At 36.2% G+C, this 13114-nt stretch carries 11 protein-coding genes; 8 read left to right on the forward strand and 3 right to left on the reverse strand.

Features of this window, described 5'->3' with window-relative positions; translation table 11 throughout:
• Positions 1-77: 77 nt before the first annotated feature.
• Positions 78-971, forward strand: coding sequence for a cation diffusion facilitator family transporter (locus tag PMAN_RS17675; protein ID WP_010556783.1), 894 nt, complete (start codon positions 78-80; stop codon positions 969-971).
• 332 nt (positions 972-1303) lie between these two features.
• Here PMAN_RS17675 and PMAN_RS17680 read toward each other — a convergent pair whose 3' ends face one another.
• Positions 1304-5761: an EAL domain-containing protein gene (locus tag PMAN_RS17680; RefSeq protein WP_010556782.1), complete on the reverse strand. Its 4458-nt coding sequence runs from the start codon at positions 5759-5761 to the stop codon at positions 1304-1306.
• 210 nt (positions 5762-5971) lie between these two features.
• On the opposite strand from PMAN_RS17680, the gene PMAN_RS17685 reads away from it, so the two are divergent.
• The 4 genes from PMAN_RS17685 to PMAN_RS17700 all read left to right on the forward strand — a co-directional run bounded on the left by PMAN_RS17685 (position 5972) and on the right by PMAN_RS17700 (position 9233).
• Positions 5972-6523, forward strand: coding sequence for an isochorismatase family protein (locus tag PMAN_RS17685; protein ID WP_010556781.1), 552 nt, complete (start codon positions 5972-5974; stop codon positions 6521-6523).
• A gap of 132 nt (positions 6524-6655) precedes the next feature.
• Positions 6656-8122, forward strand: coding sequence for a methyl-accepting chemotaxis protein (locus PMAN_RS17690; RefSeq protein ID WP_010556780.1), 1467 nt, complete (start codon positions 6656-6658; stop codon positions 8120-8122).
• Positions 8088-8630 (forward strand): DUF6436 domain-containing protein, encoded by a 543-nt coding sequence (locus tag PMAN_RS17695; RefSeq protein WP_010556779.1) that lies wholly within the window; start codon positions 8088-8090, stop codon positions 8628-8630. The genes PMAN_RS17690 and PMAN_RS17695 overlap by 35 nt, the downstream gene beginning before the upstream one ends.
• 408 nt (positions 8631-9038) lie before the next feature.
• Positions 9039-9233, forward strand: a complete 195-nt coding sequence (locus PMAN_RS17700) for a (2Fe-2S)-binding protein (protein WP_006791629.1) — start codon at positions 9039-9041, stop codon at positions 9231-9233.
• A gap of 68 nt (positions 9234-9301) precedes the next feature.
• Here PMAN_RS17700 and bfr (PMAN_RS17705) read toward each other — a convergent pair whose 3' ends face one another.
• Together bfr (PMAN_RS17705) and bfr (PMAN_RS17710) are read right to left on the reverse strand one after the other, a co-directional pair.
• Positions 9302-9766 (reverse strand): bacterioferritin, encoded by a 465-nt coding sequence (gene bfr, locus PMAN_RS17705; RefSeq protein ID WP_010556778.1) that lies wholly within the window; start codon positions 9764-9766, stop codon positions 9302-9304.
• A 14-nt stretch (positions 9767-9780) separates the two neighbouring features.
• On the reverse strand, positions 9781-10251 hold the full coding sequence (gene bfr, locus PMAN_RS17710; RefSeq protein ID WP_006791631.1) for a bacterioferritin: 471 nt from the start codon (positions 10249-10251) through the stop codon (positions 9781-9783).
• 450 nt (positions 10252-10701) lie between these two features.
• On the opposite strand from bfr (PMAN_RS17710), the gene PMAN_RS17715 reads away from it, so the two are divergent.
• The 3 genes from PMAN_RS17715 (at position 10702) to PMAN_RS17725 (ending at position 13084) form a co-directional block, all read left to right on the forward strand.
• Positions 10702-11184: a GNAT family N-acetyltransferase gene (locus tag PMAN_RS17715; RefSeq protein WP_010556777.1), complete on the forward strand. Its 483-nt coding sequence runs from the start codon at positions 10702-10704 to the stop codon at positions 11182-11184.
• A gap of 77 nt (positions 11185-11261) precedes the next feature.
• On the forward strand, positions 11262-12617 hold the full coding sequence (locus PMAN_RS17720; protein WP_033035319.1) for a DNA-3-methyladenine glycosylase 2 family protein: 1356 nt from the start codon (positions 11262-11264) through the stop codon (positions 12615-12617).
• Positions 12614-13084, forward strand: a complete 471-nt coding sequence (locus PMAN_RS17725) for a methylated-DNA--[protein]-cysteine S-methyltransferase (RefSeq protein ID WP_010556775.1) — start codon at positions 12614-12616, stop codon at positions 13082-13084. The genes PMAN_RS17720 and PMAN_RS17725 overlap by 4 nt, the downstream gene beginning before the upstream one ends.
• Positions 13085-13114: the final 30 nt, after the last annotated feature.

Raw genomic sequence — 13114 nt, forward strand, 5'->3', positions numbered from 1 at the left:
TGTATATCATTACTCCTTTCTTCAGTGAGCCTTTAGCGGCTTACTTGCATTTTAAGTATAGGTAACCCAAGTATTTCATGACCGAAATTACAACACACCAAGCTTCTCGTAGGCGCTTACTCATTGCGCTTGCAATAACATGCTCATTTATGATCATACAAGTAATTGGCGCGTATTATGCTAATTCGCTTGCTGTATTAGCTGATGCAGGACATTTGTTTGTGCATAATAGTTCGCTATTTATTGCCTTAATTGCTTCAAGTTTTGCTATTCACTTAGCTAAAACTTTCAATGATGGCTATCAACGGGCTGAGTTAATGGGTGGGCTTATTAATGGCATTTTATATCTCGCAATTAGTTTGGTGATTCTATATGAAGGTGGGGAGCGATTTATTCATCAGCATGAAGGTAACGAACTTGAGATAAATAGTTACTTAATGTCGGTAATTGCGGGGCTGGGCTTTTTGTTCCACGGTGCCGCTGCTTGGGTGTTATACAAGGGACGAAAAGCAAGCATTAATGTTTATGCCGTGTTCTTACATTCGTTTTTTGATTTGATTTCTACTGTGTCCACTTTTGTTGCTGGTGTATTAATATATTTCACAGGCCTTGAGGTCATCGATATTTTATCGAGTATGCTTATAGCGTCGTTTGTATTGTTTACGGGCATTAAAGTAATTATAAGTTGTATTAAAGGTTTGCGTTTAAATAAAGCAAAACTTCCTAAGGTAGCAGATATTGAAAGCGAAATCACAAGCATAGAACACGTACATAATGTACATAATGTAACTGTAACACGTAATTACGATGGCCTAGTCGTGGGGGCTCATGTGGTACTCAAAAAGCACTGTACTATTGAAAAGCATGACGAAGCATGTCGCTTAAAGGTGGAAAATCTGCTTGCTGAAAGGTTTAGAGTAACGAGTAGCGTACTGCAAATTGAAAGCCATGAATGCCATCATATTCACTAGAGTTTATTAACCTTTCAAAGTTAAATTCCAACGGCCTACATGGTGCTTAGGCAAGACAGTGCACATAAGGTGTGTACCTTCACAAATAGTTGATAACGCATAATTAATGCAAGCAGACGCGGCCCCAAAGGAATCTCCCGGGGCAGTTTACTTCTTGTTGCTTGGCTTTGGTTTTATGTTACACAGTGTAAAGGCTGAAGAGTAGTGCAGGAGTAGTAGCCAACCCGGTGCTGCGATTAAACCGCTTTAAGTTTTAACAAACACTAACCCACAAAGGTCACTAGAACTTAGTGTTAGTGGGGGGGGAGGGTTTATATACCATGTTAGTTGCTTCAAATAAGCTCAATAATTCTGCTAAAGCAACTATTTTCATTAAGCGCTTCGGCGCTCATTGGTTTTGCAAAGTAATAACCTTGAAGTATATGACACCCTTCATTCGATAAAAACTCCATTTGTTGGCGGTTTTCGACTCCTTCAGCAATACAATATAGGTTCAAATTTTCAGCTAAAGAAATAATAGTTTTAATAATTGACTCGTCTCCTTTGTCCTCACCAATACTATTTACAAAACTTTGATCTATCTTTATAACGTTAATTGGGAATTGGCTTAAGTAAGTCAGCGATGAATAGCCTGTACCAAAGTCATCAAGCAATAATTTAAATCCTGCTGCTTTTAATTTTTGTAACTGCTTAGCAGCTTTCAGTTTATCTTCAAGCAATATAGTCTCTGTAATTTCGAGCCTCAGTTGCTTTGGCAGAATACCCGCGTCTGCTAGTATGCATTGTAAACGTTCGGTTATATTCTCCTTTAAAATATGTTTTGGTGATAGGTTTAAGGAAATATAAAATAATGGATTGTCATTCAGTAGTGGCGCTAATTCAATAAGTGCGCGTTTAAGGGCTAACTCAGTTAAGCGCTCGATTAAACCGGTTTCTTCTGAAATTGGAATAAACACTGCGGGTGAAACAAATTGCTCTTTGTTTTTCCAGCGCATTAGTAGCTCTACACCATTTATTGTTCTTGCTTCAATATCAACAATTGGCTGATAATGATTAAAAAATAAGTCGGCTTTTACTGCATCTTTTAAATCATTTTCGAGCATTAGCTTTTGTTTTATTTGTTCGTTCATTTCATCGCTAAAGAAGCTAAAACCATTCCTGCCATTTTGCTTTGCTTGCATCATAGCGACGTCTGCGTTACGAATTAAAATGTCGGTTGTTATTGCATCAAATGGGTACAAAGCAACGCCTATACTGGCAGAAATATTAATCGCAAAGTCTTCAATCATCACTTTATTTGCTAATTCTTTACTAATTAGCATAACTGTTTCTTTTAATGAGTCCTGAGATTCTACATTTTTAATAAGAACTAAAAACTCATCTCCACTTTGGCGGCCAAGCTGTGCATTTTCGTTAAGAATATTATTCACCCGTTCAGTAATATTACAAAGAAGCTTGTCACCTACAGCATGACCAAAAGAGTCATTTACTGGCTTAAACTTATCTAAATCTATAAATAAGAGTGCGCAATGTGTGTTTGAACTTTCGGCTTGTTTAATGGCTTCCTCAATTTCTTGATACATTAAACTACGATTTGGCAGTTTTGTTAGTGCGTCGTAATTGGCTAAATAACGCAGCTCATTTTCAGCTCTTTTTTGCTCTGTTAGGTCAGAAATAACAATTACATAGTAGCTTACTTCTGTTGTACTTTTTGCTACAGCAGTCACATTAATATGCACTGGGTGCTTACTGCTTTTAGCTGTTTTTATTAACGTATCAATATGCCAGTTTTCAGTTGGTTGCAATTTTTTAAGTATTTTTGCGAACTCTTTACAGTTTTCTTTACCAATAGACTTTATAAATAGTTTCGGGCTAATATTTGTAAATTCCTCTGAATCAGAGAACGTTCTTATAAAACTATTATTTGCTGAAAATGGCATTAAATGATCGTCTAAAATCAGTAACCAATCGTTTATTTGGCTAAATGCTTCACCTAGTATTTTGGCTTGTTCTTCATTGGCACGCTGCTCTGTAATATTGGTATAAATACCAGATACATACAAAGGTTTGCCTGTTTGAGTGTCAAAAATTATTTGGCCAGTGTCTTGATACCACAACCACTGCCCATTTTTATGGCGGAGACGATATGTTAATTGCCAATTTTTATTTTTACTTTTTTTGCTTATAAAGCTTTGCCATTTGGTTTCAAATCGACGCTTATCGTCAGGGTGTATAATAGAATAAAACAGCTCTATCGATACTCGTTCTTCAAGGTTCTCATAACCCAGTTCTATGCCGCGTAAGGTATTTACAGAACCATCTTCAAATCGAAAATCCCATATTCCACTTTTATTATTTTTAAGAGCGAGCTCTGTTTGTTTTTTCGAATTTATAGTGTCTGTATGCGCTTGTTGAATAACATTTTGGCGGCTACGGTATTGCCAGAAAAATAAAGCGAAGAGACTTAACATAACTATAATATAGGTGAATATCGCAAAGGGTGACTTCCAAGGGGCATAGGCTACATTCATGCTCAGCTTAACTGGTTGGGCTTTAATTACACCATCTTTAAAATGAGCGTTTATGGTTAGAGTGTAGCTTCCTGGTTGAAGTTTAGTAAAAAACACCTGATTTGATTTTAAGTTGTCATAGGTAAGTGATGTTGGGCCATCAAGAACCACATCATATAACGTTTTATTTGTATCTGGGTAAGAAAAGTCAGAAAAGCTTACCGTTAACCCCATATCATCATGGCTCAATTTGAGTGGTTGATTACTGTATGCAAGAGGTGAAAAAGGTAATTCTCTTGTCAATAGACTGACATCTGTAATTGCTAATTTATGTTTTTTAGTTGTTGCTTTTGTATTAAAATCAGCAGGATTAAAAAGCAGCGCGCCTGCATTACTACCCAATATTATTTGCCCATTATTCAATTTTCTTTGTGTGTAGTCTGTAAATTTATTGGTGCTTAAACCATCTTTAACAGAAAAACTTGTAACATTAAGTGTATTGAGGTTTACCTTGTAGAGCCCATTCTCAGAGCTTGCCCACAGGTAATCATTTTCATCAGGCACTAAAGACAAAATTGAATTAGAATTTAAAGAACTTTTAAGCCCCAGAGAATGTTTACGTTCATAGCTTTGTGGGTCTATGCCAATTAAGCCTTCATGAGTAGTTGCAAGCCATAAAACATTTCTTTTTAAGTCAAGGTAATAACTATCTACAGTGTAATAGATGTCGTCTCTATTCTTTGATGACTCAAATATTTGGGTTAAGCTTTGTGTTGACTCGTTATACCTATATAGGCTGTTGGTCATACTAATTAAAAGTTCATTTGGGTGTGTTTCTATTGGCGGAAGGAACACATAGGCATATACCGGGTCTAGAAAGTTTTTAAGTCCTTTAACAACCCTTATATCACCCGTTTTTTCGTTAAATAGGTAAAAGTTTTTGTCGTTTGCAAATGCATATTGATGAGTGCCAATTTTGGCAAAACCAAAAACAGTTGGTTGAGTAAGTATATCGTTATTAGTACTTAAATTTGATACTAATTGCTTACTATTTTTATCAAACAACTCAAAACCATTGTAAGAATATAGCCATAAATATTGGTTGTTTCCAAGAGAGGAAGCAAAAATATCATAAATTGCTGACGAACCAAACACTGCTTTTGCGTCAGTTGAGTTTAAAAAAGTACGCGTGGTTTTTGTTTTAGGGTTGTATTGAGCTAGGCCATCGTTTGTGCCAAACCATATAGTATTATCTTCGTCTTCGTGAATTTTGTTTATAGTATTATTGACGGGCAACTTAATATTTTTAAATCGTCTTGTATTAATGGGCCACGTGAATACCCCTTGGCTTCTTGATGATAACCAAAGTACTCCTGTTTGGCTTATTGTTAAATCGTCAATTGAGTTATCGTTTATATTAAATTTACTTTTTTCATAATTTAATATGAACTCTATTTCGCCGTTTATTCGGCTAAAACTAAATAATCCTTTTTCTGTTGCTACAAACTCACCCTGCTCAGAATTAATGTAATCCCAGATATTAAGATCGGGAATAAGCGTCGTTATTTTAGAGCTGAGTACAAGGTTATCTTCTGAAAATGCGAATTTATACAGCCCTTCTACCGTGCCAACTAGAAGGCCAAGCTCTTTATCTACCTGTAAAAACTTTACATTGATGTTGTCTATTGTTGTTTTTTCGACAGGGTGAAGCGGTATTTCTGTAAGCTGATTACTAACAAGGTTGAACGTGAATAGCCCATCATTGGCACCAATGAAAAGTGTATTATTGTGTAGTGTTAGAGCACGTATATACGACGTTTTTTTGGGTAAAGCCGCTGTTTGTGTGAAAGCTCCAGTGATTTTATTGTAAGTGAGTATTTGGTTATCAATTGCTAAGTAATAAAGTTCGTTTTTTTCGGCCATTGCTGAAACAGGTGAATAAATTTGTTTTTCTTTATCGAGCTGTCCTGAGTAGATTTTTTCTGTTTTTAAAGTTTGCGGGTCTATTAGGTATGCACCAGCTATATCAGTAGAAACAAGTAACTTACCGTCTTGTGTTTTTAGTACTGTAAAAATGTAATGTTTGTCTAGGTCAAAACCACCGTCGAATGTTTCAACATTATAGCCATCAAACCTATTTAGTCCTTGTTGCGTAGCAATCCAAATGTAGCCAATCTCATCTTCTTGTATTTTTACAACGTAATTTTGTGAGAGGCCTTCATCGGTAGAAAGGCGTTGTAACTGTTGGGCATAATTTTGCGATGCAAATGCATTGGTCATACACAACATTATAAATAAAACAAAAAGGGATAATTTACTTATTGGCACTGATGACCGATCTCCAAAACAGGTACTGCTCTATACAGCTAAGTGTTAAATATAGCACAGTTTTTATTTTGTTTTACAAAAAATAAACGTATTTTGTCAGTGCAAATTTAATGCAATGAACTAATATTTAACACTATTTAAGGGTTTTAGGGAGGTCTTAAAATGGTTTTAACAAACATACAAGCCAAAGATAGTCTTTTACTGATCATAGATATTCAAGAGCGACTTTCCCCCATGATTAGTGATTTTCAAAGTCTTTTAAAAAATACGCTAAAATTAGCGCAGGCATCTTACGTGCACGACATACCGACTCTGATCTCAGAGCAGTACGTCCAAGGATTAGGAGAAACCGATAACAAAATTAAATCGGTTTTACCGCGGGCTACGTACTTTGGCAAGGTGCATTTTAGTGCTTGTGAAGAAGCTGGCTTCTTAGATAAGTTAATTAGTTTTAACAAAAAAACGATTGTTGTAGTGGGCACTGAGGCGCACGTGTGTGTTTTACAAACGTGTATTGATTTATTAAAAAATGGATTTGAAGTGGTTTTAGTAACAGATGCAATAGGCTCTCGTAATGCTGAGCATAAAAGTATCGCAATAGAACAGCTAAAGCATGGCGGAGCGGTAATTTCATGTGCAGAAATTATTATATTTCAATGGACAAAAACTGCAGCTACGCCTACGTTTAAGAAAATATTACCTATAATTAAATAGGTTACTTGTATATAGTGTAAATTAAATGTTTATTATTATTAAATTTTAAATTATTCATTGATAATATCGGTACTATTTGGCTGTATTTGTACTAAGTTAAATGTATTAGCAAAATTAAAAGTTAGGGTCTTTATGTCTAGTGTTAGTCGTTTATTAACAGTTATTTTTGTCATCTTATTCGTCGAATCTATAGGATTAGGCCTTTATTTTGGTACGTTAACTCAAGCATTAATAGTTGGTTTACCGTTGTGTTTACTTCCAATATGGCTACTTAAAACTCAAGAAAATAACCCTATTACACCCCACATAGTTGCTGCTGCAATTATGATGTTTTCTTTTTTGCACATACAGCAAGCATTTGGCTTAATTGAAGTGCATTTTGAAATTTTTATATTAATGCCTATTTTAATTGTTTTTGTTCAGTGGCGCGTTTTTATTACAGCTATCTTGTTTGTCGCGGTCCATCACCTTTCTTTCTACTACTTACAAACCCAAAATACGGGCTTTTATGTTTTTGACCCTGATAGGCTTGCTTTTAGTACTGTGATTATTCATGCAGCTTATGCAATAGTTGAAGTGCTTGTTGTAGGTTATATAGCAATTACTTTAGAGAGAGAGCGCCGGGCTGGAACATCACTTAGCTCAGCAACTGAGCAAATCATGGAAAACTCTGAGCACATCAAACTATCTCTTAGAGCCGATTACACGCAAAGTGAAGCCGTTGTTGGTTTTAACACCTTGCTCGATTACTTATCGGACGTTATTAAACAAGTTAAAACTCAATCGTATTCTCTAAAAACCAATTCCGGTGAATTAATACAAGTTCATGATCAACTAGCGAATGGTGCACATCAGCGAACTCAGCAAACAGATGATATAGCTAATTCGGGTGCTCAAGTTGCGCATGGTTTCAAATTAGTAGAGCAAGAAAGCGAAGTGTTGAAAACACAAGTAGATAGCATCACACAATCTGCTAAAGGGGCTTTAGACGACGTATTGCAGACCGACAGTAAAAGCAGAGAGCTACTGAATTTGTTAAATCATACAGAAGAGCAAATTAATCAACTCGTTGCTGCCGGCGATGTCATCTCAAGCTTATTAAACGAAATATCTGGGATTGCTGAGCAAACAAATTTACTTGCGCTTAACGCAGCCATTGAAGCCGCCAGGGCTGGCGAGCACGGAAGGGGCTTTGCAGTTGTAGCGGATGAAGTACGATCATTGGCAAACCATAGTAAAGCAACTACTGACAAAATAGGCCTGACTCTTAAAGACCTTGTTACAAATAGTAAAACATCTACTCAATCAATGACTCAGTGCGTGAGCTTTGTTGTTGATTTAACTGAAATAAGCACTGCAATGAAAGAGAATATTTCAGCAATGAGTGAACAGATAAAAGCGGTATCGAGTAGTACTAGTTCGGTTGCACAAGTTGTTTCAGAGCAAGCTGGTAATACAGAACAAATTGCTAACAGCACAGACCAAATGCGCCAAAACCAGTACGAAGATTCCAATATCGTTAAGCAACTCACCGACAAAGTTCAGTTAATCGACGTCAGTATTGATGTACTTGAGCAATCAATTGCTAAATTTAAGTAGCCCACATTTTTTAAAGTTTATAATACTAGCCTGGTTAGGATTCGTTATATCAGGCTTAGTATATTTTCAGGTTGGCCAGCTAAAATCGTTTGATAGTGACAGAGTACTATTACAGGATGGTTGGTTTTTAAGTTTTAAAAAGCAGCTAGGGTTGAATACGCAAATACACGAGGCATCTTTAGTTCTTGTCATAGAGCAAAACTGTGGTTGCGCAAAGCAGGCTAAAGCACATATTACCTCACTTAAACGGTTTGCTGACGAAAAAGGCTTTAATATTATCGAGCATCCTTATTCAGCTGAGTTACATCACGTTATTCCAGCTACGCCAGCCGCTGTAATTATTGATAAGAATGGCGAGTTTGTTTATGCAGGGCCACTATCCGAAGGATTGGCTTGCTCACAGGGCAGTGGTTTTGTAGAAACGGCTATGACTAACTTATTTGCTGGGTTTAACTCAAAATTACTCGTAGCAGATACTAAAGGCTGTTATTGCAAAAATAGGGTTTAGCTTCAGGGGGCCGCTTCCTTAAAGTAAATTTGTTGAGTGTTAAATCACACTCTATTTTTTCAAAAAGAGCCTAACTGAGTAGTCACTAGTTTTATGCAAGTGATTTATATTGTATTAGTGCACACTTTTGAGTGAAAGTTTTATTAGTCAACTCTCAAATGAACTAATCTATATTCACTAATTATTAAATCTTAATGAGCAATCTATCAATTTGAATCAATGGCGATACTAAATAAAATTGACAAAAGATTAGGGGAACAATGAGTTACCAATTTTTGTATGAAAGGTTACCCTAAAGTTATAATTGGATTTAAAATAAAATTCAAATAACGCTCTAAAAATTATTGATAACTATTACTATTTAGATTAATATAACTATATCGAAAGTAATTAGAGTGGTTTGTAATCATGTATATTTGTCTATGTCACGGTGTGACAGATAAAAAAATTGAACAAACAATTGATGATGGTGCAACAACTATGCGTGAGTTGGCAAAAGAGCTTAACGTCGGCAGCCAATGCGGAAAATGCTGTGGTTGTACTAAGAAGATTTTGAATCGCAAGCTGATTCAAATTGCAGACATAACAGATCAAGTCGCTTAATTATTTTAAAAAATATTACATAAAAAAAGCAGCCATATGGCTGCTTTTTTTATGCTTATAACGTGTTGTTAAAGTTGAGATTGAAGATAATTTTCTATACCAACATTCTCAATAAGCTGTTGTTGTGTTTCTAGCCAGTCCATTTGCTCTTCTTGCTCGTTTAAAATATGGCCGAGTGCTTCTCGGCTAATGTAGTCTTTTTTACTTTCAGCTAATTTAACCGCAGCGCGAAGTTCGTCTATAGTATCAAGCTCAAAGCTCATGTTAGCAGCAATCATTTCTTCGCTGTTTTCACCAATACGTAAACGGCCTAAGTCTTGTAGGTTTGGTAAACCCTCTAAAAATAAAATACGCTCAATTAAACGATCGGCGTTTTTCATTTTTTGAATTGACACTTTGTAGTCTGCTTTATCAAGCTGGCTAAAACCAAAGTCTTTAAACATACGTGCATGTAAAAAGTATTGATTAATTCCGACAAGTTCATTAGCAAGTACGCTATTTAACGCTTTAATGACCTCTAAGTCGCCTTTCATAACTTTAGCTCCTGCTAACCCATTTGAGATTGATGGTAATTTTCTGAGCCAATTTTTTCAATTAGGCCAAGTTGTTGTTCTAACCAGTAAACGTGGTCTTCTTCTGTATCGAACAATAGTTTTTGGAGTATTGCACGAGATTGATAGTCTTGCTGTTCTTCACAGATGGCAATTACATCTTTTACGCAGGCTACAACTTCTAGTTCGAGTGTTAAATCATTTTGCATCATGCTTTTAACATCGTTTCCAATAAGCAAATCACGACGCTTGGTAAGGTTTGGGACACCTTCTAAAAATAAAATACGTTTGATTAACCAGTCAGCATGGTCTTTTTCTTCTTCCATTTCATGATTAAGGCGCTCATAAAGTTTATTTAAACCCCAATCATCATACATGCGAGAGTGTATAAAATACTGATCGATTGCAGCTAACTCGTTGGCGAGTAGCGCATTAAATGCGTCGATTACTTTTTGATTACCTTTCATGATATGCCACCATAGCTTTGTTAATTATGGCTAGTGTAGTGTAAAACCAAGTAATTGCAAGTTTTCTCTATAAAAATCATTGTGTTACTATTGGTTTTGATTCTTATTTAAGTTTGCATTGTTGCTTGCTTTATAGGCTCTCTGCGTTTTGGGCACACAATCAATTTTTGCTTGAATAAGAGTAGCTTGAATATATTTAAAACAGCTTAGGTAATACGGGTGTCGTAATTAACTTTATAGCGCTGAACTCAGGTGCAAAAAATAGCAAACCACATTAATAGTTTTTAATTCAATTATATTTTTTGTTTATTAATCAATTAAGCTAATTAATGTATGGCATACTCAAACACACATTAATTTCATGGTGTGTAATACATTATCAGCACCATAAATACTTACTGAACACATATTTTAATTTAACAATAGTGCAGCACACTTAGGGTCACTACTATGAGCAAGTCAATTATAATTCGCGATGCGAAGCCAAGCGATGCCAAAATTATCTTACATTTTATTACAGAGCTTGCGATATATGAAAAAGAGCCAGATGCGGTCAAAACAAATGAGCAAGCTATTTTAGAGACATTATTTAGCGAAGGCGCCACAGCGCACAGTATTATATGTTTAGATGGCGATGAACCTATAGGCTTTGCAGTTTATTTTTACAATTATTCTACTTGGCTAGGTAAAAACGGATTGTATCTTGAAGATTTATACGTAAGTCCAGATAGCCGTGGTAAAGGTGCTGGTAAAGCCATAATGAAGCATTTAGCTAATAAGGCGTTGAGCAATAATTGTGGCCGTTTTGAATGGGTTGTTTTGGATTGGAATAAGCCTGCTATAGATTTTTATGACAGTATAGGTGCAAAGCCCCAAACTGAATGGATTATTTATCGCTTGACGGGTCAAGAGTTAATAGATTTTGCTAAATAGTTAAGTTCCGATTGTGGCTAGCAATGGTTAAAAATTTATTTAAACTTTGTGCTAGTCACTTATTAAAAGAGCTATTTATGATTTCATCTTACTGGCAAGAAGCACGTCAAAGTCGCGATCACCGATTTGATGGTCTTTTTTATGTTGCGGTAAAAAGTACGGGTATTTACTGCAGGCCTATTTGTCCAGCGCCTACTGCGCTTGAAAAAAATGTTATTTATTATGAGTTTGCTCATAATGCAGCGCAAGACGGTTTTAGGCCTTGCATTCGTTGTAGGCCTGACAGTGCACCGGGAAGTGCGGCTTGGCAAGGGGTCAAAACAACCGCTTTGAGGGCAAAGCAGCTCATTGATCAATACGATGAACATGATTGCGAAAAGTTAGCTGAAAGGTTAGGAGTGAGTAGCCGATATTTAAGACGTTTGTTTAAACAACATTTTGGTTTGTCGCTTACGCAATATCGTTTATTTAAGCAATGTCATTTTGCAAAAAAGCTGATACAAGAAACGCATTTATCGCTAACCGACATTGCATACGCGGCAGGTTTTAAAAGTACAAGGCGATTTAACGATGCTTTTTTCAAACAATTAAATATGACACCATCAGCACTGCGTCAAAATACCAAAATTCAAAGTACGTCACTTGCCTTAACCCTTCCTTTTAGGCCTCCTTATAATTGGCTTGCTTTACGCTCGTTTATAGAAAAACGTTTAATTAAACCTGTTGAATGGATTTCGGAAAATAGCTACGGGCGTACGTTTTCAAATACGCTTTATAAAGGATGTTTCACTGCCGAATTTATCGAAAGTAAACATCACTTTAAAGTAAAGGTAGAGATAGACGACACGCAATATTTGCAAACAGTTATAAATAACATACGGCGGGTTCTAGACTTAGATGCTGATATTAATTTAATAGAAACTCATTTAAATACAAACATAAACAATGCATTCACACTGTGTAACGGACTTAGGTTGCCAGGTATTTGGTCAGAGTTTGAGGCTGGTATTAGGGCTGTGCTAGGACAACAAGTAAGCGTAGCCGCAGCGCATAGCTTAGTCACTAAACTAGTTGATGAGCTCGGAGAAAAAGACGTAAACCATGTGTATTTTCCGAGTGCCGAACAGGTAGCACAAAGCAGCTTTGATTTTTTTAAAATGCCACAAGCGCGCAAAAATGCGCTACATAATTTAGCTTTGTTTTGCGCCAATAACCCTGGCAATAGTGACTTAGATTTATGGCTTGACTTAAAAGGAATAGGCCCATGGACTGTGAACTATGCAAAATTAAGAGGGCAAAGCCAACCCGATATATTACTTGATGGTGATTTAGGAATTAAAAAAGCACAAGCTGCGGCAAGTTCGTTTAACAGTGAAAAGTGCACCCCATTTCGTTCCTATTTAACGTTTCAACTTTGGCAGCAACTATCATGATTATTCAAACATACATAACAAGTCCCATAGACAATATAATAATTCAAGCAACTGAAAAAGGGGTGAGTTACGTTGGCTTTTATCCGCTTGAAACCTACCCACATGTGCCTCTTGCTAAAGTAACTAATGAGCCGATATTAAGCTGTGCGCTGCAATTAAAAGAGTATTTTAATAAAAAGCGTAAAACATTTAGTGTTCCATTGGATACTAAAGGGACTGAATTTCAAAAAAGTGTATGGAACGCACTTTTAGATGTTCCTTACGGTAAAACCAATACGTATGGTGATATTGCTCACGCATTAAATAACCCAAAAGCGGTAAGAGCGGTGGGGGCAGCTAACGGTAAAAACCCAATTAGCATTATCGTGCCTTGTCATAGAATTATTGGCGCAAATGCAACGCTCACAGGATACGCTGGTGGACTCGAAAGAAAACGCTGGCTCCTAAAACACGAAGGGGTTTTGTGAATTAGTAGCCTTAAGTTTTGTATCATATAT

The sequence above is a fragment of the Pseudoalteromonas marina genome, from assembly GCF_000238335.3.
GTDB lineage: Bacteria > Pseudomonadota > Gammaproteobacteria > Enterobacterales > Alteromonadaceae > Pseudoalteromonas > Pseudoalteromonas marina.